We start from the raw sequence: 19,310 nt of genomic DNA on the forward strand, positions 1-19,310 counted from the left end.
ACGGGGCGCCCGAATGGCGCGCCCCGTTCGTCAATCGCTGCGGCTGGGAAGATCCGGCTGCGCCGAACGGAATTCTCTGCCGGCGGATTTGGCCGGTAGCTCCAAAAGAAGCGAATGATCATGGCTGATTTCAATTTCGAACTCGTCTCTCCGGAACGCCTTCTGCTGTCCGAGCGCGTCAGCGAAGTCGTCATTCCGGCAACGGAAGGCGAGATGACCGTCATGGCCAATCACGCGCCGACGATGACGACGATCAAGCCGGGCATCGTGACCGTCAAGGCCGCCGACGGCAAGGTCAGCCGTTACGTCGTGTTCGGTGGTTTCGCCGACATCCTGCCGACGGGCTGCACGCTGCTCGCCGAATCTGCCGTTCCGGCCGAGGAGCTTGATCGCAACCTGATCGAGAAGCGCATCGAGGCAGCGAAGATCGAACTCGAAGACATCGCGCATAGCGATGAGCAGCGTACGCGCGTCGAGACGTTCCTGACCGAGCTTACCCAGCTGAACGGCATTCTCGTCGCCTTCTGAAAGCAGCGTCAATGACGTTCCAACCCCGCTCCGGCGGGGTTTTTTATGCCTTTGATTTCGATGTTCACCATATGCGACGAACCCGCCGCCTTTCGGACCGGGCATCGCTGTGGCAACGCTTTGATTTTGTAAATTTTCGCATCCACGAAATGTTTTATATACCTTCGCTTTCCGTTAGGCTGCGCGCGCAGGCATTTTTTGATATTTCGGGCGGACGGCCCGACAAGAGACAAGAGGATGCGCATGTCTTCGAAGATCGTGCCGGTCATCATGGCCGGCGGCAAGGGAACGCGGCTGTGGCCGCTGTCGCGGTCGGCGGCGCCCAAGCAGTTTCTCCAGTTTCTCGGCGAACATTCGCTGTTCCAGAAAACCCTGCAGCGGGTGGCGGATCCGGAATGGTACACGCCGGCCGTCATTGTCACCAACGCGGAGTTCCGCTTCATCGTTGCCGAGCAGGCGCGCGCGCTCGAAGCGCCCCTGTCGAGCATCCTGCTTGAGCCGATCGCCCGCAACACGGCGCCGGCGCTTGCCGCCGCCGCCTTCGCCGTCCTGCGTGAATATGGCGAGGACGCGGTCATGCAGGTTCTCGCGTCGGATCACGAGATCGACGCCGGAGAACACTATTTCGATTGCATCCGCATTGCCCGCGAGACCGCCAAGTCCGGAAAGCTGGTGACGTTCGGCATCCAACCGACGGAACCGGCCACCGGCTATGGCTACATCGAAACCGGCGATGATCTGGAGACCGGAGCGAAAACCGTCGCGCGCTTCGTCGAGAAGCCGAACCGCGAGCGCGCCGAGGAGTTGCTGGCAAGCGGCCGTTATCTCTGGAACTCCGGCATGTTCATGCTGCCCGTCGGTAAGTTCCTGGGCGAAATCCTGCGTTTCGCGCCGGCTGTGCACGATGCGGCACAGCGGGCGATACAAGGGACGAAGCACGATCTCGATTTCGACCGCCTTGATGAGGCTGCTTTCTCGCAGGCACCGGATATTTCGGTGGACTACGCGGTCTTTGAAAACACGCCCGATGCGGCGGTCGTTCCATCATCCTTCAGCTGGTCCGACCTCGGCAGTTGGGACTCCGTGTGGGCCATCGGCGAAAAAGACGAGCAGGGCAACGTCGTTGGCGAAAACGCTTCGGTGAGCAACACCCGCAACTCTCTCGTGCTGTCGCGGGATATCCATCTCGCCGTTCACGGGCTGGAGGATGTCGCCGTTATCGCCAGCGAAGACGCCGTGTACGTTGGACACCTCAAGGACAGCCAGGACGTTGGTAAAATCGTCAAGAGACTTGCCCTGTCGGCAAAGACGCGTCCGCTGACGGAAACACACCCGACCTCCTATCGCCCCTGGGGTGATGTCTCCACGGTGCTGAGCGGCGAACGCTTCGAAGTGAAGCGGCTGCATGTCAGACCCGGCCGCAAGATCTCCCTGCAGAAGCATCATCATCGTTCGGAACACTGGATCGTCGTGCGCGGTACGGCGGAAATCACCGTCGGTGGCGAGACCCGCCTGCTGCATGAAAACCAGTCCGTCTATATCCCGCAAGGCGTCGTGCACCGGCTGACCAACCCCGGCAAAATCCCGCTGGAACTGATCGAGGTGCAGACAGGCTCCTACCTCAAGGACGACGATACCGTCCGGCTGGCCGACGAATTCGGCCGGACCTAGAGTTTCGGGGTATGGCCCTCATCCGGCCCTTCGGGCCACCTTCTCCCCGCTGGGGAGAAGAGGGAGAAAGCCGCAAATCCATATGCGATTGCCCTGCCCTTGAGGGGGAGATGTCACGAAGTGACAGAGGGGGGCTTCCCGATGCTGTCCTGTGGAAAATCGCCGCGCTCCCCGCCGGTCAGCCTGCCATTTTATCCGCGTAGGCCTTCTGCTCGTAGTAATGGCCGAAACGGCTCTTGAGGAAAGCGTCGAGGCCGATTTCCTCCTGGCGGATGAAGCCGTTCGACGGCAGTTCGCCCTTGGCCAGCATGTCGAGCACGGCGCAGATGCTGCAGGCTGTGGTGATCTGGATGGCGCTCATCATGCGGCCGGCGATGACGGCGCTGTAGACCTTGTTGGCATAGGTTTCCTGAACCAGGCGGCCATCCTTGCGGCCGGCGACGGTCACGAAGATGATGACGACATCCTGCATGGTCGAGGGCAGTGCGTTTTCGAAGATGTCCTTCAGCACTTCACGGCGATGGCGCAGGCCAAGATCGTTGAGCAGCGCCTTCATGATGGCGGCATGGCCGGGATAGCGGATGGTGCGGTAATTGAGCGTGCGGACCTTGCCCTTGAGGCTCTCGCACAGCGTGCCGAGGCCGCCGGAGGTGTTGAAAGCCTCGTAGGTGACGCCGTCGAGCGAAAACTCTTCACGTTCTTCGAGAGCTGGAACTTCGATGAGCTGGCCCTCGACGATTGCCTCGCAGGGCTCGATATATTCGTTGATGACGCCGTCCGTGCTCCAAGTCAGGTTGTAGTTGAGCGCGTTGGAGGGATACTGCGGCAGGGCGCCGACGCGCATGCGCACGCTGTCGAGCGTGTCGAAATGAGTGGCGAGGTCATTGGCGACGATCGAGATGAAGCCCGGCGCCAGGCCGCACTGCGGAATGAAGGCGGTATTCGCCGTTTCGGCGATGGCCTTCACCCGGCGGGTTGATTCGACGTCTTCGGTGAGATCGAGATAGTGCACACCGGCCTTGGAGGCGGCTTCGGCGATCGCGATCGTCAGATGGAATGGAGCGGCGCTCAGAACCGCGAACTTGCCGGTGAGCAAGCCTACCAGTGCATCGCGGTCGGCGATGTCGATCTCCGCTGTGGTAATCGCGTCATGCGTTTCGATCATGGCGAGTTGTTCGGTGCTGCGGTCCGCCAGCGTCACGTGATAATCGCCGGAATGAGCGAGAAGCCGGGCGATGGTCGAGCCGATCTTGCCGGCTCCGATGACGACGATGTTTTTCATATTAGGTCCCCCCAAAACTTGAATCTGTCTGACGCAAGTATCGGTGTTCTGGCCGTTGATATGAAGCTACGATATGATAGAAATGCCGAGCAAAAATTGGCGATATGCCGTCAAGGATGATCTTAATGACGTTGGCGGACAAAGACAGACAGCTTCTTGCAATTCTCAGCGAAAACGCCCGCATGCCGACGGCGCTGCTCGCTCGCAAGCTCGGGCTTTCGCGCACCACCGTGCAGGCCAAGATCGAGCGGCTGGAGCGCGACGGCGTGATCGCCGGCTACGGCGTGCGGCTCTCTGATGATTTCGAGAAGGGGCTGGTCAAGGCACATGTGTTGATCACGTTGGCGCCGAAGGCGCTGGCGCGGGTCACGCAGGATCTTCATGCCATCGAGGATGTGCGGGTGCTGCATTCTGTGAGTGGCAGCTTCGACCTGATCGCCGTCATTGCGGCCTCGTCGATCAGCGAACTTGATCTGGTCATCGACCGGATCGGCGAGATCGACGGTGTCGAGAAGACCCTGTCGTCAATCATCCTGTCGACGCGAATCAATCGCTGAAGCCAGCCTCCAGCATGGCCGGATCGATGTGTTCGGACGTTTCGGACGGTTGCGACGGGCTGCCGGGCCGTTTGATGATATCGGCGGCTGCGATCACGATCGGGTCGAAGCCTGCGTCACCCTGCTCGACAAGCTCGAAGAACGCCTTGCGCATGCGCGGTTCCCAGAACTTGTTGATGTGCATCGCCACGCCGTGGATGCGCTCGGCCTCCGGCTGCGACTTGAAAAAGGTGGCGATCTGGTTCGCCATCCGCACGAGTTTGGCGTTGGTGTTGTCAAGCGACATCGGCGATGGCTCCGGACTGGATACGGTCTGAATGTGTGAAAATCTCGAAGTCCGCGCCGCGCACCAGCGCAATCAGCGTCATGCCGGCGTCTTCCGCGGTGCGGATGGCAAGCGCCGTCGGGGCGGAAATGGCGATGATGAACGGGCTGCCGATGATGGCCGTCTTCTGCACCATCTCGACGGAAACGCGGCTGGTGACGATAACGGCGCCGCTTGCGCCGGAATAACCAGCCCGCGCCGCCGCACCCACCAGCTTGTCCAGTGCATTGTGCCGGCCGACATCCTCGCGGACCGCGATCAGCCCCTTGCCGGGCACATAGAAGCCGGCGCCGTGCACGGCCCGCGTCTCGAAATGCAGTGGCTGCTGGCCGTTCAGCAGTGCCACGGCCTCGACGATCTGCGCGTCCGTCAGCCGCAGCGGCGAAGCGGCGACCGATGGCGTTTTGCGCACGGCCTGCTCGATCGATTCGATGCCGCAGAGACCGCAGCCAACAGGGCCAGCCATATGACGGCGGCGGGCGACGAGCGCCTCGTTCTGCTCGCCTTTCAGGATAATCTGCAGGTCGATGCCCTTTTCGTCCGGAACGGCTTCGATTGTCTCGATCTGCGCGGGATCGGCAATGATCCCCTCCGTCAGGCTGAAGCCGACAGCGAAATCCTCGAAATCACCGGGCGTCGCCATCATCACCGCATGGGTGGAGCCGCCATAGGAAAGCGCAATTGGGGTCTCTTCGGGAACCACGCGCGACCCGGCGCCAAGTTTGCCGTTGTGGCGGGCCGTTTCGGTGACTTTCTGGGTGAGTTTGAACTGGGTCATGTAGCTTGCTCCCTCTTCTCCCCAGCGCGGAGAAGGTGGCGCACAGCGCCGGATGAGGGGGGCAAAGCCACCTTATGGTGGCGAGCCGTGGCGAAGGGCCGTTTAACAAGCAGCCTTGTGGTCACGGGCGTGTACAGAATATGCCGAACCACCCCCTCATCCGCCCTTCGGGCACCTTCTCCCCGCTGGGGAGAAGAAGAGGGAGAGTGCCGCGCACGCCTCAGCCAATCTCCCCCCTTGAGGGGGAGATGCCCGACAGGGCAGAGGGGGGTGGAGGCGGCAAACACGATCATCCGAAAACTACTCCGCAGCCTCCATCTTGCCCGCGATCCGGCGAGACTGGCGGGCCTGTTCGTCGTAGTCGACCTGCCATTGCGACGGGCCGTTCGAGGGCGAGACCTGCACCGCCGTCACCTTATATTCCGGACAGTTGGTTGCCCAGTCGGAGAAGTCGGTGGTGATGACGTTCGCCTGCGTCGTCGGGTGATGGAAGGTGGTGTAGACGACGCCGGGGGCGACGCGCTCGGTGATCAAGGCCCTGAGCGTCGTGTCGCCGGAACGGCTCATCAGTTTCACCCAGTCGCCGTCGCGTACGCCGCGCATTTCGGCATCGTTCGGGTGGATTTCCAGCCGGTCCTCCTCGTGCCAGACGACATTGTCCGTGCGCCGCGTCTGGGCGCCGACATTGTACTGGGACAGGATACGGCCGGTGGTAAGGAGCAGCGGGAAGCGCGGGCCGGTCTTCTCGTCGGTCGCCACATATTCGGTGCGGATGAACTTGCCCTTGCCGCGCACGAAGCCGTTGACGTGCATGATCGGCGAGCCAAGGGGCGCCTTCTCGTTGCAGGGCCACTGCACCGAGCCCATCTTCTCGAGATAGTCGTAGGAGACCATGGCAAAGCTCGGCGTCGTAGCCGCGATCTCGTCCATGATCTCGGACGGATGGCTGTAGTTCCAGTTCAAGCCCATCGCCTGCGCCAGATTCTGGGTCACTTCCCAGTCGGCATAGCCGTTGCGCGGCGTCATCACCTTGCGAACGCGGTTGATGCGGCGCTCGGCATTGGTGAAGGTGCCGTCCTTCTCAAGGAAGGTCGAACCGGGCAGGAAGACATGCGCGTAGTTGGCCGTTTCGTTGAGGAACAGGTCCTGCACGACGACGCATTCCATCGCGGCGAGACCGGCCGAGACATGCTTGGTGTCCGGGTCGGACTGCAGGATGTCTTCGCCCTGGATGTAGATGCCCTTGAACGAGCCGTCGACGGCCGCATCCAGCATGTTGGGGATGCGCAGGCCCGGCTCGTTGGAAATCGTCACGCCCCAGAGTTTTTCGAAGATGTCGCGCGTCGCGTCGTCGGACACGTGGCGGTAGCCCGGCAGTTCGTGCGGGAACGAGCCCATGTCGCAGGAACCCTGGACGTTGTTCTGGCCGCGCAGCGGGTTCACGCCGACGCCGGGGCGGCCGATATTGCCCGTCGCCATGGCCAAATTGGCGATCGCCATGACCGTGGTCGAGCCCTGGCTGTGTTCGGTGACGCCGAGGCCGTAATAGATCGAGCCATTGCCGCCGGTGGCAAACAGGCGGGCGGCGCCGCGGATTTCCTCGGCCGGGACGCCGGAGAGCTTTTCGACCTCTTCCGGGCTGTGATGCGGTTCGGCGACGAAGGCCGCCCAGTCCTCGAATTCCGACCAGTCGCAGCGTTCGCGGATGAATTTCTCGTCGTAGAGGCCTTCGGTAACGATGACATGAGCGAGCGACGTCATCACCGCGACGTTGGTGCCCGGGCGCAGCGGCAGGTGATGCGATGCCTTGATGTGCGGCGAGGAGACCATGTCGATGCGGCGCGGATCGACGATGATCAGCTTGGCACCCTGACGCAGCCGCTTCTTCAGCCGCGAGGCAAAGACCGGATGGCCGTCGGTCGGATTGGCGCCGATGATGATGACGACATCCGTGTGTTCGACCGAATCGAAATTCTGCGTGCCGGCCGACGTGCCGAAGGTCGCGCCGAGGCCGTAGCCGGTCGGCGAATGGCAGACACGAGCACAGGTGTCGACGTTGTTGTTGCCGAAGCCGGCGCGGACCAGCTTCTGGACGAGATAGGTTTCTTCATTGGTGCAGCGCGACGAGGTGATGCCGCCGACCGAATCGCGGCCGTGCTGGTACTGGATGCGGCGGAATTCGGCGGCCGTGTGGGCAAGAGCCTCCTCCCAGCTCACTTCGCGCCAGGGATCGCTGATCTTTTCGCGGATCATCGGGTTGAGGATGCGTTCCTTGTGGGTCGAATAGCCATAGGCGAAGCGGCCCTTGACGCAGGAATGGCCGCGATTGGCCTGGCCATCCTTCCAGGGCACCATGCGCACCAGCTCTTCGCCGCGCATTTCCGCCTTGAACGAGCAGCCGACGCCGCAATAGGCGCAGGTGGTGACGACCGAATGTTCCGGCTGGCCGATTTCGATCACCGATTTTTCCGTCAGCGTCGCCGTCGGACAGGCCTGGACGCAGGCGCCACAGGAGACGCATTCAGACTCGAGGAAATTCTCATGCATGCCGGCCGAAACGCGGCTGTCGAATCCGCGTCCCTCGATCGTCAGCGCGAACGTGCCCTGAACCTCTTCGCAGGCCCGCACGCAGCGCGAACAGACGATGCATTTCGCCGGATCGAAGGTGAAATAGGGGTTGGATTCGTCCTTTGGCGCCCAGTTGACGTTGATGCCGCCATTGTCGCGCGCCTTGACGTGATTTGCACCGTCATAGCCGTAGCGCACGTCGCGCAGGCCGACCGCGCCGGCCATATCCTGCAGCTCGCAGTCGCCATTGGCGGCACAGGTCAGACAGTCGAGCGGATGGTCGGAAATATAGAGTTCCATGACACCGCGGCGGACATCCTTCAGGCGCTCTGTCTGGGTAGAGACCTTTATCCCGGGTGCCACCGGCGTCGTGCAGGAGGCGGGCATGCCGGCCCGGCCTTCGATTTCCACCAGGCAGAGCCGGCAGGAGCCGAAGGAGTCCATCATGTCGCTAGCGCACAGCTTCGGCACCTCGATGCCGGCCTCCATCGACGCCCGCATGATCGAGGTGCCCTCGGGCACGGTGATCTCGTTGCCGTCGATGGTGAGCGTCACCATCTTTTCCGAACGGGAAGCGGGAGTGCCGAAGTCGATTTCAGAGATGAGGGGCATGGGTTTCTCCCGAAAAACTTGATGCGGTCCGCGAGGAGACGGGCCCCTCATCCGGCCTGTCGGCCACCTTCTCCCCGTAAACGGGGCGAAGGGACAAGCGGCGAACTCTGTAGTCCCCTCTCCCCGCTTGCGGGGAGAGGGCTAGGGTGAGGGGCAAACCTGCTGAAAAATTCCTCATCATTCCGCCGCCTCCACCATCGGAACCGGTGAAAAATCGTCCGGGAAATGGGTCATCGCGCTCATCACCGGGTAGGGCGTAAAGCCGCCCAGCGCGCAGAGCGAGCCGAATTTCATCGTGTTGCAGAGGTCTGTCAGCAGTTCGCGGTTCTTTTCCGGTTCGATACCCTGGGCGATCTTGTCGGCTACCTCGACGCCGCGGGTCGAGCCGATGCGGCAGGGCGTGCACTTGCCGCAGCTTTCGACGGCGCAGAATTCCATGGCGAAACGCGCCTGCTTCAGCATGTCGGCGGCATCATCGAAAACGACGATGCCGGCATGGCCGATCAGGCCGTCTTTTGCCGCGAAGGCTTCGTAGTCGAACGGCGTATCGAACAGGGCGCGCGGGAAATAGGCGCCGAGCGGGCCGCCGACCTGTACGGCCTTGACCGGCCGTCCGGACGCCGTTCCGCCGCCGATGTCGTCGACGATCTCACCCAGCGTCAGGCCGAAGGCTGCTTCATAAAGCCCGCGATGCCTGACATTGCCGGCGATCTGGATCGGGATCGTGCCGCGCGAGCGGCCCATGCCGAAGTCCTTGTAGTAGATCGGTCCCTTGTCCAGGATGATCGGCACGGAGGCGAGCGAGATGACGTTGTTGATGACCGTCGGACAGTCGAACAGGCCCTTGTGGGCGGGCAGCGGCGGCTTGGCGCGTACGATGCCGCGCTTGCCTTCAAGCGAGTTCAGAAGTGCCGTTTCCTCGCCGCAGACATAGGCGCCGGCGCCGGTGCGGATCTCGATGTCGAAGGCATGAGCCGAGCCGAGCACCGAGGCGCCGAGCACACCGGCCCTGTGGGCGATCTCGACCGCTTGCGTCATCGTCGCGATCGCATGCGGATATTCCGAGCGGATATAGACGAAGCCCTTGGTGGCGCCGGTCGCGATGCCGGCGATCGCCATGCCCTCGATCAGCACGAAGGGATCGCCCTCCATGATCATCCGGTCGGCAAACGTGCCCGAATCGCCCTCGTCGGCATTACAGACGATGTATTTTCGCGCACCCGGCGTGTCGAGAACCGTCTTCCATTTGATGCCGGTCGGGAAGCCGGCGCCGCCGCGGCCGCGAAGGCCGCTCTCGGTCACGTGGGCGACGATATCGGCAGGCGCCAGGGTCACGGCGCGCTCCAGGCCCTTCAGCCCGTCATGCGCCCGGTAGTCGCTGAGCGACAGCGGATCGATGATGCCGCAGCGGGCAAAGGTCAGACGCGTCTGGCTTTTCAGGAACGGCAGTTCTTCGGTCTTCCCGAGACAGAGCGCGTGGCTGCCGCCCGTCGCCAGTCCGGCGTCGAGCAGGGAGGCGACATCGGATGCCTTGACCGGGCCATAGGCGATCCGGCCTTCGGGCGTCTCGACCTCGATCATCGGCTCCAGCCAGTGCAGGCCGCGGGACCCGTTGCGCACGATGGTGGCGTCGATGCCGCGCGCTTGGATTTCACCTGCGAGCGCCTTGGCGACCCGTTCGGCGCCAAGCGCCAGCGCGGCCGCATCCTTGGGAACGAAAATCCTGACGGTCATGCGCGCACCTCCGCAACGAGACCATCTACCGCATCCGCATCGAGCCGCCCATGCACCTCGCCGTCGAGCATCGCGGCGGGTGCGGCGGAACAGAGCCCAAGACAATAGACGGGTTCGAGCGTCACTGCCCCGTCGAGCGTCGTCTGGTGGAAATCGATGCCGAGCAGGGATTTTACCCGTTCGGCGAGTTGATCGCCGCCCATCGACTGGCAGGCTTCGGCGCGACAGAGTTTCAGCACATGCCGGCCTGCCGGGTGGTCGCGATAGTCATGATAGAAGGTCACGACGCCGTGCACTTCGGCGCGCGACAGGTTGAGCTCGCGCGCAATGATCGGCAGGGCCTCCTGCGGCACATAGCCGAACTCGGCCTGGATTTCATGCAGGATCGGCAGAAGCGGCCCTTCGAGCGACTTCATCTCGCTGACGATATCCAGCGTCCGGACGCCGATATCGCGGCTTGATAGATGCAGGTTCAACGTTCAGACCTCCCGAACTGAAACTTAATTTCGCTTGGCGATGACGGGCAATCTGCCCGGACCACGTTGACCGGCGCTCCTCCAAGAACATCCGGCCGGTCAGGGCAAAGCCGCAATCACGCATCGCGCAGGAAATGAGCTTTGCAGTAGCTACGGAAGGGGTCAATACGCGTGTTTCGTCGGGCGATAGATATTCTCTATCGGAACGACTGCGCCTCGGCCAGAATGCGGGCTTCATGCAAAAGAGCGGAGACGAGCGGGGTGAACGGCTCGCGATGCGTTGCGACCAGACCGACCGTGTGCTGTGCGTCCGGTTCGACGATCGGGATCATTCGGATTTCATCGTGAAACCCGAATGATTTCCCGACGTTGTAGGGCATGATGCTGGACCAGTGACCCGTGCGCACATGCGAGAAAAGCACGATCATCGAGTTCGATTCGAGCGTCGGCGCGACGGTTACGCCAGCTTCCGCGAAATGCTGGTTGATGATGCGCCGGTTCTGCATATCGGCGGTCAATAGACAAAGCCGAATACCGCCGACCTCCTTCCACGTCACGCTTTCGCGATTCGCCAGTTCCGTTCCGGCGGCCGTGACGAGATGATAACGCTCCACCTGGAGCGGCACGCTGGTGACGCGCCCGAGCGGTTCGTTCTCGAGATAAGTCAGGCCGGCGTCGATCTCGAGATTTTCCAGCAATCCGAGGATCTTGAGCGATGTGGTGGAGAGAACCGAGAAGGTCACTTCCGGATGCTTCTCCTGGAAGGGGGCCGTGATGCGCGGCACCATGGCAAGCGTGGTGGGCACCGCCGCCAGCCTGATGTGACCGACAAGGCCGCGCCGCGCCGCGCGCATTTCCTCGTGCATGGTGCGCGTGTCGCCGACGATCCGGCGGGCCCATTCCAGCACGCGCTGGCCTTCCGGCGTCAGGCTCTGATAGCGCGAGCCGCGATTGACGAGCATGACGCCGAGCTGATCTTCGAGCTGCTTGATCGCCGCCGAGAGCGTCGGCTGGGTGATGCCGCATTGTTCGGCGGCGCGGCCGAAATGGCGCTCCTGGGCAAGGGCGATGAAGAATTCCAGCTTGTCGATCACGTCGATCCCTCCGACTGCCGTCTCCCTGCCTCTCAGCAGATCAACTGGCCGCCGTTCACTTCGAGAACCTGCCCTGTGATATAGCCCGAGAGCGCGTTCGACGCGAGGAAGAGATAGGCGGGCGCGCAGTCTTCCGCCGTGCCGAGCCGCTGCAGGGGGATGGTCTTACGCGTTGCTTCCAGTTTCTCGGCCGAGGAATAGCGTTCGTGGAATTCGGTGGTGATCGTGCCCGGCGAAACGCAATTGACCCGAATGCCGGCCGGCGCCAGCTCGCGGGCCAGCGCCTTGGAATAGGTCGAGACGAAGGCCTTGGTCGCCGAGTAGATCGATGAGCCGGCGCTGCCGCCGGTCACCGCCGAGATCGAAACAGTGTTGACGATGGCCGGATGCGTGCCGCGCCGGAGAAGCGGCAGCAGGGCGCGCGTGGTCTGGACCACGGATGTCTGGTTCAGTTGCACCACCGTCTCATATTGTTCATCCGTCAGGTCGTCGGCCGAAAACCGGCCGACCATGGTGCCGGCATTGTTGACCAGAACGTCGATCGCCTGGAACCGGGTTGCAATGCTGGCCGCGAGCATCTCGACGCCGCCGATGGTCGAGAAATCGGCATAGGACAAAAACGCCCGGCCTTCCGTCGCGGCTGCATCGAGAAAGTCGGGCAACGGTTGGCGCGCCGTGCGTCCGCCGTGCAGATAGACGGTTGCGCCGCAGTCGAGAAACTGCCGCGCCACTTCAAGACCAATACCGCGCCCGGCGCCGGTGACGACGACGTTCATGCCCTTGAACAGCGATGGGTGAAACATTCCGGACTCCCTCCTCAGCGACTACAGGCTGTCGCATCCCGGCCTGAATTGCAACGCGCAAGCGCATGCCTGGGCATTTCCAAGCGCTCGCCGCGTTTATGAAATTGCGTCGCTTTCGTTTTTGCATATTATGAAAGAAAACGAAAACAGCGGGGAGAGTATTCATGTATCTGACGGGCCGGCAGTCGGAAATCCTCGATCTTGCCAAAACGGAGGGCCGCGTTCTCGTCGATGAACTCGCCGCGCGTTTTTCGGTGACCCCGCAGACCATTCGCAAGGACCTGAACGACCTTTGCGATGGCCGGGTGTTGACCCGCATCCATGGTGGCGCGATTTTCCCGCGCGGCAACGAGAATGTGAAATACGAGGCGCGCCGGTCGATTGCGGCGCTCGAAAAGCAGGCGATCGGCCAGGCCGCCGCGGCGATGATCCCCAACAATTCCTCGCTGTTCATCAATATCGGCACGACGACAGAGGCCGTCGGCGAGGCGTTGCTCGATCACACCGAGCTGATGGTCATTACCAATAATATCAATGTCGCCAATCGCTTGCGGGTTTTCCCCTCGATTGAGGTGGTGATTGCCGGCGGCGTGGTGCGCGGCGCCGATGGCGGTATCGTCGGGGAGGCGGCGGTCGATTTCATCCGCCAGTTCAAGGTTGACTACGCCGTCATCGGTGCGTCCGCCATCGATCATGACGGCGCACTTCTCGATTTCGATTATCGCGAAGTGAAAGTGGCGCAGGCGATCATCGCCAATGCCCGCCATGTAATTCTCGTTTCCGATTCGACCAAATTCGAACGCACCGCCCCGGTGCGGATCGGCCATATCACCCAGGTTCACACCTTCATCACCGATACCTGTCCGGTCGAAAACGTGCGGACGATCTGCCAGGAGCAGGACGTCCGGCTGATCGAGACCTCACGGTAGAATTCCTCACTTCTGCGGGTCGAGCTTTCCATAAACATTCGTTTGACATTCGTTAGAATTTCGTTTTAATTGCTTTCACTTTCGCATGTGCTCAATATTGTGCAATGCGAAATGTGGGAGGGAAGCAGTGCCTGCGCAGAATGTATTCGACATCTTCGTCATCGGTGGCGGCATCAATGGGTGCGGCATCGCAAGGGATGCTGTCGGCCGCGGTTATTCAGTTGCGCTGGCTGAAATGGACGATTTTGCTTCCGGCACATCCTCGCGCGCCACCAAGCTCATTCACGGCGGACTGCGCTATCTTGAACATTACGAGTTCAGGCTGGTGCGTGAATCGCTGATGGAGCGCGAGGTGCTCTGGGCCATGGCGCCGCACATCATCTGGCCGATGCGTTTCGTCCTGCCCTTTCACAAGGGCGGCGTTCGGCCGGCCTGGCTAATCCGCCTCGGCCTCTTCCTGTATGATCACATCGGCGGCCGCAAGCTGCTTCCCGCCACCCGCACGCTCGACATGCGCCGCGATCCGGCCGCCAAGCCGCTGAAGGCGCTGTTCGCCAAGGCGTTCGAATATTCCGACGGCTGGGTCGATGATGCCCGCCTCGTGGTCCTGAACGCCCGCGACGCGGCGCAGAAGGGTGCTCGCATCATGACCCGCAGCCGCGTGGCCTCGGCCCGGCGCGAGGACGGCCTCTGGTCGATCGATGTCGAGGATGGCACGACCGGGGCCGTCAATACCTTCCGGGCGCGCATGCTGATCAACGCCGCCGGCCCCTGGGTCGATGTCGTTCTGTCGAATGCCGTTCGCAAGAACAAAGTCCACAATGTCCGCCTGGTTCAGGGCAGCCATATCGTCGTGAAGAAGAAGTTCGACGATCCGCGCGCCTATTTCTTCCAGAATCCGGACAACCGCATCATCTTCGCAATCCCCTATGAGACCGATTTCACCTTGATCGGCACGACCGACAGCGATTTCACCGGCGATCCGAAGAACATCAAGATCACCGAGGGTGAAATCAGCTATCTCTGTAATGCGGCAAGCGAGTATTTCTCTGAACCGGTAAAGCCTGCCGATGTCGTCTGGACCTATTCCGGCGTCCGCCCGCTTTATGATGACGGTGCCTCGAAGGCGCAGGAAGCCACGCGCGACTACGTCCTGAAGATCGATGCCAACAATGGCGACGCGCCGCTGCTCAACGTTTTCGGCGGCAAGCTGACGACCTATCGCCGGCTCAGCGAACATGCGTTGGAAAAGATCGGCGGCGCGATCGGCGCCAAGGGCGCGCCGTGGACGGCGAAAAGCGTGCTGCCGGGCGGCGATTTCCCGGCGACCGGTTACGACGCCGAAGTCTCGAAACTGAGGAGCCGCTATCCCTTTCTGGTCGAGCGCCATGCGCGCCGGCTGGTTCGGCTCTATGGCACGCTGGCAGCAAGCCTGCTCGGCAAGATCGATAAGGCCGAGGGGCTTGGGCGGCATTTCGGCGCCGATCTCTATGAGGTCGAGGTGCAGTGGCTAATTAGCGAGGAATGGGCGCGGCGCGCGGAGGACGTGCTGTGGCGTCGCACCAAGCTTGGACTGAAATTGACCCAGGCGGAAGCCGCCGGGTTGGAGGAATACATGCGGGAGACCGTCCGCAGGGTTGCCTGAGGGCGGTGCCGGGATGGCGCTGCCGATGGCTGGGAGGAAGCCTTAAGTATGCTTGAACTGAAAAACATAACCAAGGTCGTGGGAGCGGATACGCATATCCACCCGACCGATCTTGTCCTGGAGCGGGGCTCGCTCAATGTGTTGCTCGGCCCGACGCTGTCCGGCAAGACGTCGCTGATGCGGCTGATGGCCGGCCTCGACAAGCCGACCACCGGCACCATCACCTTTGACGGACAAGACGTAACAGGCGTGCGCGTGCAGGATCGCAGCGTCGCCATGGTCTACCAGCAGTTCATCAACTATCCGGCGATGACGGTCTATGAGAACATCGCCTCGCCGATGCGCATTTCCGGCAAGGATTCCGCCACGATCGATCGCGAGGTCCGCAAGGCGGCCGAGCTGATGAAGCTGACGCCCTATCTGGAGCGCACGCCGCTCAATCTGTCGGGCGGCCAGCAGCAGCGCACCGCGCTTGCCCGCGCCATTGTCAAGAATGCGAGCCTCGTGCTGCTCGACGAGCCGCTCGCCAACCTCGATTACAAGCTGCGCGAGGAACTGCGCGAAGAACTGCCGAAGCTGTTTGCCGCCTCCGGCTCGATCTTCGTCTATGCAACGACCGAGCCACAGGAAGCGCTGCTTCTCGGCGGCAATACGGCGACGCTCAGTCAGGGCCGCATCAGCCAGTTCGGACCGACCATTTCGGTCTATCGCAGGCCGACCGATATCGTCACCGCAAAGACCTTTGCCGACCCGCCGCTCAACACCATCGACCTGGTGAAGTCCGGCAATACCTTCGACAGGGACGGCATCCCCGTGCTGCCGGTGTCCGTGCACCTGTCGGCGATTACCAACGGCCCCTACACGGTTGCCTTCCATCCGCACCACCTGTCGCTCGCCCGTCCACATGAAACGGCCGCAGCGCTGAAGGCGCGGATCATCATTTCGGAAATCGCAGGCTCTGAGAGTTTCATCCATGTCGACTGCGCCGGTTCGCGCTGGGTCATGCTGGAGCACGGCATTCACGACATCGAGCCGGACACGGCGATCGAGCTTTTCGTCGATACCCGCCACCTGATGGCCTTCGGGACGGACGGGCGAGCGATCGGCGGTCATGCCGGTAATTCTGCCTTTCGGGCGGCGTGAGGAGGAAACCATGGCACGTATCAATCTCGATCATATCCGCCACGCCTACGGCCCGAACCCGAAATCGCCTTCGGACTATTCGCTCAAGGAAGTCCATCACGAATGGAACGACGGCGGCGCCTATGCGCTGCTTGGGCCCTCCGGTTGCGGCAAGACCACGCTGCTCAACATCATTTCCGGGCTGCTGCAGCCGTCGGAAGGTAAGATCCTGTTCGACGGCCGGGACGTCACCAACCTGTCGACGCAGGACCGCAACATCGCGCAGGTGTTCCAGTTTCCGGTCATCTACGACACGATGACCGTCTATGACAATCTGGCGTTTCCGCTGCGCAACCGCCACGTGCCGGAAGCCGAGGTCGATCGCCGCGTCAAGGAAATCATCGAAATGATCGGGCTGTCCGATCGCGCACGCAAGAAGGCGCAGGGGCTGACCGCCGACCAGAAGCAGAAGATCTCGCTCGGCCGCGGTCTCGTCCGCTCTGACGTCAGCGCCATCCTGTTTGACGAGCCGCTAACGGTCATCGATCCGCATATGAAATGGGTGCTGCGCTCGCAGCTGAAGCGGCTGCACAAGCAATTCGGCTTCACCATGGTCTATGTGACCCACGACCAGACCGAGGCGCTGACCTTCGCCGACAAGGTCGTCGTCATGTATGACGGCGAGATCGTCCAGATCGGCACACCGGCCGAACTCTTCGAGAAGCCGAAGCACACGTTCGTCGGTTATTTCATCGGCTCCCCGGGCATGAACGTGCTGCCGGCGAAAATCGATGGGTCGTCCGTCGATCTTAATGGTCAGAAGGTCGCCCTGTCGTTCGCACCGAAGATCGCCGCCGGTGCCAGGACCGAACTCGGCATCCGGCCGGAATTCGTCCGGCTCGGCCGCGAGGGCATGCCGGTGACGATTTCCAAGGTCGAGGACATCGGCCGCCAGAAGATCGTCCGTGCCTCCTTCGCCAACCAGCCGATCGCCATCGTCATGCACGAGGACGGCGAGATCCCGGCGGAGCCGCGCATCACCTTCGATCCCAATGCGATCAATATCTACGCCGATTCATGGCGGGTCGCAGATTCCTTAATGGTAGGGGGGGAGGCCTGATCATGGAAAAGACCTGGAACAACAAGGCCTGGTTCATGGTCCTGCCGGTGCTGGTGCTGGTCGCCTTCTCGGCGGTCATCCCGCTGATGACGGTGGTCAACTATTCGGTTCAGGATACGTTCGGCAACAACGAGTTCTTCTGGGCGGGAACCGACTGGTTCACGGACGTGCTCGAATCCGACCGCTTCTGGGATGCGCTCATCCGCAACCTCGCCTTCTCGGGCATCATCCTTGCCATCGAGATCCCGCTCGGCATCCTGATCGCGCTCAACATGCCGAAGAAAGGGCTGGGCGTCCCCGTCTGCCTCGTCTTGATGGCGCTGCCGCTGCTCATTCCGTGGAACGTCGTCGGCACCATCTGGCAGGTGTTCGGGCGCGTCGATATCGGCCTACTCGGCTATACGCTGGCAGCACTCGGCATCAACTACAACTACGTCAACAACGTCTTCGACGCCTGGGTGACGCTGATCGTCATGGACATCTGGCACTGGACGAGCCTCGTCGTGCTCTTGTGCTATGCCGGCCTCGTCTCGATCCCGGACGCCTACTACCAGGCGGCCAAGATCGATGGCGCGTCGCGCTGGTCGGTGTTCCGCTATATCCAGCTGCCGAAGATGAAGCGCGTGCTTCTGATCGCCTTCCTGCTTCGCTTCATGGACAGCTTCATGATCTATACCGAGCCCTTCGTCGTCACCGGCGGCGGCCCGGGCAACTCGACGACCTTCCTGTCGATCGACCTCGTCAAGATGGCCGTCGGCCAGTTCGACCTCGGTCCGGCAGCCGCACTCTCGCTCATCTACTTCCTGATCATCCTGTTGCTCTCATGGATCTTCTACACCGTGATGACCACCAGCGATGCCCAGAAGTGATGGCCGGAGGGAGGAAAAACAAATGAACACAGCTACTCAAGTCTCCGGCCGCAACCTCTCCTGGATCGTGCCGACCCTTTACATCCTGTTCCTGCTCCTGCCGATCTACTGGCTCGTCAACATGAGCTTCAAGACGAATACGGAGATCACCGGCGCCTTCTCGCTCTATCCGCATGCGCCGACACTGCGGAACTATGCAGTGATCTTCAGCGATCCGTCCTGGTACAACGGCTATATCAACTCGATCATCTACGTGGTCTTGAATACGATCATCTCGGTTTCGGTGGCGCTGCCGGCGGCCTATGCCTTCTCGCGCTACCGCTTTCTCGGCGACAAACATCTGTTCTTCTGGCTGCTCACCAACCGCATGGCACCCCCGGCCGTTTTTGCGCTGCCGTTCTTCCAGCTCTATTCCGCCTTCGGCCTGATCGATACGCATATCGCCGTGGCGCTCGCGCACTGCCTGTTCAACGTGCCGCTGGCGGTCTGGATCCTCGAAGGTTTCATGTCCGGCGTGCCGAAGGAGATCGACGAGACCGCCTATATCGATGGCTACTCCTTCCCGCGCTTCTTCCTGCGGATCTATATCCCGCTGATTGCCAGCGGCATCGGTGTCGCCGCCTTCTTCTGCTTCATGTTCTCCTGGGTCGAACTGCTGATCGCCCGGACGCTGACGACGACCGCCGCCAAGCCGATCGCCGCCATCATGACGCGCACGGTCTCGGCATCCGGCATGGACTGGGGCGTGCTTGCCGCCGCCGGCGTGCTCACCATCATCCCGGGCGCGATCGTCATCTATTTCGTCAGAAACTATATCGCCAAGGGCTTTGCCCTCGGCCGCGTTTAAGGAGGAGAAACCCATGGACTTTTCATGGATGGCATGGACGCTGCCGACGGCGCTCTTCTTCTTGACGATCCTCGCTTTGCTCGTCGGCATGGCGATCTGGGAATACATCTCGCCGGGCGGCAATCCGCGCGTCGGCATTCTGCGGTTTGAGACGACGCGCGGCGACCGGCTGTTCGTCTCGCTGCTCGGCGCCGCCTTCATTCATCTCGCATGGCTGGGGCTCGTCGGCCCCAACGTGTGGTGGGCTCTTGCGCTTTCCATCGTGTACGCCGTCGGCGTCTTCAAGCTGGTCTGAGGCAAGATTACTGAAACGGGCTGCCGGGGAGGCAGTCCGACACTGCAATCGCAAA

At 61.9% G+C, this 19,310-nt stretch carries 18 protein-coding genes; 10 read left to right on the forward strand and 8 right to left on the reverse strand.

From position 1 onward, the window contains the following. Positions 1-120 precede the first annotated feature (120 nt). Complete coding sequence (locus ACSQ2W_RS09195; RefSeq protein ID WP_436079838.1) at positions 121-528, forward strand: F0F1 ATP synthase subunit epsilon; 408 nt, start codon at positions 121-123, stop codon at positions 526-528. Positions 529-771: 243 nt separating this feature from the next. Continuing rightward, the gene (locus tag ACSQ2W_RS09200) at positions 772-2,199 is read left to right on the forward strand and encodes a mannose-1-phosphate guanylyltransferase/mannose-6-phosphate isomerase (protein WP_436085979.1); all 1,428 of its coding nucleotides are present in this window, start codon (positions 772-774) and stop codon (positions 2,197-2,199) included. A gap of 178 nt (positions 2,200-2,377) precedes the next feature. On the opposite strand, the gene ACSQ2W_RS09205 is transcribed toward ACSQ2W_RS09200, so the two are convergent. Then, positions 2,378-3,481 (reverse strand): saccharopine dehydrogenase C-terminal domain-containing protein, encoded by a 1,104-nt coding sequence (locus ACSQ2W_RS09205; RefSeq protein WP_436085980.1) that lies wholly within the window; start codon positions 3,479-3,481, stop codon positions 2,378-2,380. Positions 3,482-3,606: 125 nt separating this feature from the next. Between ACSQ2W_RS09205 and ACSQ2W_RS09210 the strand changes: the two genes are divergently transcribed. Further along, the gene (locus tag ACSQ2W_RS09210) at positions 3,607-4,038 is read left to right on the forward strand and encodes an Lrp/AsnC family transcriptional regulator (protein WP_113002792.1); all 432 of its coding nucleotides are present in this window, start codon (positions 3,607-3,609) and stop codon (positions 4,036-4,038) included. Here the strand turns inward: ACSQ2W_RS09210 and ACSQ2W_RS09215 are convergent. The 7 genes from ACSQ2W_RS09215 to ACSQ2W_RS09245 form a co-directional block, all read right to left on the reverse strand. Continuing rightward, positions 4,028-4,324, reverse strand: coding sequence for a formate dehydrogenase subunit delta (locus ACSQ2W_RS09215; protein WP_113002793.1), 297 nt, complete (start codon positions 4,322-4,324; stop codon positions 4,028-4,030). The genes ACSQ2W_RS09210 and ACSQ2W_RS09215 overlap by 11 nt on opposite strands. Beyond that, on the reverse strand, positions 4,314-5,141 hold the full coding sequence (gene fdhD, locus ACSQ2W_RS09220; RefSeq protein WP_436085981.1) for a formate dehydrogenase accessory sulfurtransferase FdhD: 828 nt from the start codon (positions 5,139-5,141) through the stop codon (positions 4,314-4,316). The genes ACSQ2W_RS09215 and fdhD overlap by 11 nt, the downstream gene beginning before the upstream one ends. Positions 5,142-5,441: 300 nt before the next feature. After that, on the reverse strand, positions 5,442-8,321 hold the full coding sequence (fdhF, locus tag ACSQ2W_RS09225; protein WP_436085982.1) for a formate dehydrogenase subunit alpha: 2,880 nt from the start codon (positions 8,319-8,321) through the stop codon (positions 5,442-5,444). 177 nt (positions 8,322-8,498) lie between these two features. Further along, complete coding sequence (locus ACSQ2W_RS09230; protein ID WP_436085983.1) at positions 8,499-10,055, reverse strand: formate dehydrogenase beta subunit; 1,557 nt, start codon at positions 10,053-10,055, stop codon at positions 8,499-8,501. Continuing rightward, positions 10,052-10,531, reverse strand: coding sequence for a formate dehydrogenase subunit gamma (locus ACSQ2W_RS09235; protein ID WP_436085984.1), 480 nt, complete (start codon positions 10,529-10,531; stop codon positions 10,052-10,054). Before ACSQ2W_RS09235 ends, ACSQ2W_RS09230 begins: the two co-directional genes overlap by 4 nt. Before the next feature lie 197 nt (positions 10,532-10,728). After that, entirely contained in the window at positions 10,729-11,625 is an 897-nt protein-coding gene (locus tag ACSQ2W_RS09240; protein ID WP_436085985.1) for a LysR family transcriptional regulator, read from the reverse strand. Between the two features lie 32 nt (positions 11,626-11,657). Next, positions 11,658-12,428 (reverse strand): SDR family NAD(P)-dependent oxidoreductase, encoded by a 771-nt coding sequence (locus tag ACSQ2W_RS09245; RefSeq protein ID WP_436085986.1) that lies wholly within the window; start codon positions 12,426-12,428, stop codon positions 11,658-11,660. A 164-nt stretch (positions 12,429-12,592) separates the two neighbouring features. Between ACSQ2W_RS09245 and ACSQ2W_RS09250 the strand changes: the two genes are divergently transcribed. The 7 genes from ACSQ2W_RS09250 to ACSQ2W_RS09280 all read left to right on the forward strand — a co-directional run bounded on the left by ACSQ2W_RS09250 (position 12,593) and on the right by ACSQ2W_RS09280 (position 19,255). Then, positions 12,593-13,357 carry a DeoR/GlpR family DNA-binding transcription regulator gene (locus tag ACSQ2W_RS09250; protein WP_436085987.1) on the forward strand — a complete coding sequence of 255 codons (765 nt, stop codon included), beginning with the start codon at positions 12,593-12,595 and terminating at the stop codon, positions 13,355-13,357. An 85-nt stretch (positions 13,358-13,442) separates the two neighbouring features. Then, positions 13,443-15,002 carry a glycerol-3-phosphate dehydrogenase gene (glpD, locus tag ACSQ2W_RS09255; RefSeq protein WP_436085988.1) on the forward strand — a complete coding sequence of 520 codons (1,560 nt, stop codon included), beginning with the start codon at positions 13,443-13,445 and terminating at the stop codon, positions 15,000-15,002. A 48-nt stretch (positions 15,003-15,050) separates the two neighbouring features. Next, a complete protein-coding gene (locus tag ACSQ2W_RS09260) occupies positions 15,051-16,145 on the forward strand; it encodes an ABC transporter ATP-binding protein (RefSeq protein WP_436085989.1) in 1,095 nt (364 codons plus the stop codon). Between the two features lie 10 nt (positions 16,146-16,155). Continuing rightward, positions 16,156-17,244, forward strand: a complete 1,089-nt coding sequence (locus tag ACSQ2W_RS09265) for an ABC transporter ATP-binding protein (RefSeq protein ID WP_436085990.1) — start codon at positions 16,156-16,158, stop codon at positions 17,242-17,244. 2 nt (positions 17,245-17,246) lie between these two features. Further along, positions 17,247-18,113 (forward strand): carbohydrate ABC transporter permease, encoded by an 867-nt coding sequence (locus ACSQ2W_RS09270; protein ID WP_436085991.1) that lies wholly within the window; start codon positions 17,247-17,249, stop codon positions 18,111-18,113. A gap of 22 nt (positions 18,114-18,135) precedes the next feature. After that, complete coding sequence (locus tag ACSQ2W_RS09275; protein WP_436085992.1) at positions 18,136-18,960, forward strand: carbohydrate ABC transporter permease; 825 nt, start codon at positions 18,136-18,138, stop codon at positions 18,958-18,960. 13 nt (positions 18,961-18,973) lie between these two features. Further along, positions 18,974-19,255 carry a DUF2160 domain-containing protein gene (locus tag ACSQ2W_RS09280; RefSeq protein ID WP_436085993.1) on the forward strand — a complete coding sequence of 94 codons (282 nt, stop codon included), beginning with the start codon at positions 18,974-18,976 and terminating at the stop codon, positions 19,253-19,255. Positions 19,256-19,310: the final 55 nt, after the last annotated feature.

Source organism: Pararhizobium sp. LjRoot255 (assembly GCF_964252905.1).
Classification (GTDB): Bacteria; Pseudomonadota; Alphaproteobacteria; order Rhizobiales; family Rhizobiaceae; genus Pararhizobium.

Coding starts and splice junctions, on each gene's coding strand:
- ACSQ2W_RS09195 (WP_436079838.1), top strand. CDS start 121: ATGGCTGATTTCAATTTCGAACTCGTCTCTCCGGAACGCCTTCTGCTG.
- ACSQ2W_RS09200 (WP_436085979.1), top strand. CDS start 772: ATGTCTTCGAAGATCGTGCCGGTCATCATGGCCGGCGGCAAGGGAACG.
- ACSQ2W_RS09205 (WP_436085980.1), bottom strand. CDS start 3,481: ATGAAAAACATCGTCGTCATCGGAGCCGGCAAGATCGGCTCGACCATC.
- ACSQ2W_RS09210 (WP_113002792.1), top strand. CDS start 3,607: ATGACGTTGGCGGACAAAGACAGACAGCTTCTTGCAATTCTCAGCGAA.
- ACSQ2W_RS09215 (WP_113002793.1), bottom strand. CDS start 4,324: ATGTCGCTTGACAACACCAACGCCAAACTCGTGCGGATGGCGAACCAG.
- fdhD (WP_436085981.1), bottom strand. CDS start 5,141: ATGACCCAGTTCAAACTCACCCAGAAAGTCACCGAAACGGCCCGCCAC.
- fdhF (WP_436085982.1), bottom strand. CDS start 8,321: ATGCCCCTCATCTCTGAAATCGACTTCGGCACTCCCGCTTCCCGTTCG.
- ACSQ2W_RS09230 (WP_436085983.1), bottom strand. CDS start 10,055: ATGACCGTCAGGATTTTCGTTCCCAAGGATGCGGCCGCGCTGGCGCTT.
- ACSQ2W_RS09245 (WP_436085986.1), bottom strand. CDS start 12,428: ATGTTTCACCCATCGCTGTTCAAGGGCATGAACGTCGTCGTCACCGGC.
- ACSQ2W_RS09250 (WP_436085987.1), top strand. CDS start 12,593: ATGTATCTGACGGGCCGGCAGTCGGAAATCCTCGATCTTGCCAAAACG.
- glpD (WP_436085988.1), top strand. CDS start 13,443: ATGTGCTCAATATTGTGCAATGCGAAATGTGGGAGGGAAGCAGTGCCT.
- ACSQ2W_RS09260 (WP_436085989.1), top strand. CDS start 15,051: ATGCTTGAACTGAAAAACATAACCAAGGTCGTGGGAGCGGATACGCAT.
- ACSQ2W_RS09265 (WP_436085990.1), top strand. CDS start 16,156: ATGGCACGTATCAATCTCGATCATATCCGCCACGCCTACGGCCCGAAC.
- ACSQ2W_RS09270 (WP_436085991.1), top strand. CDS start 17,247: ATGGAAAAGACCTGGAACAACAAGGCCTGGTTCATGGTCCTGCCGGTG.
- ACSQ2W_RS09275 (WP_436085992.1), top strand. CDS start 18,136: ATGAACACAGCTACTCAAGTCTCCGGCCGCAACCTCTCCTGGATCGTG.
- ACSQ2W_RS09280 (WP_436085993.1), top strand. CDS start 18,974: ATGGACTTTTCATGGATGGCATGGACGCTGCCGACGGCGCTCTTCTTC.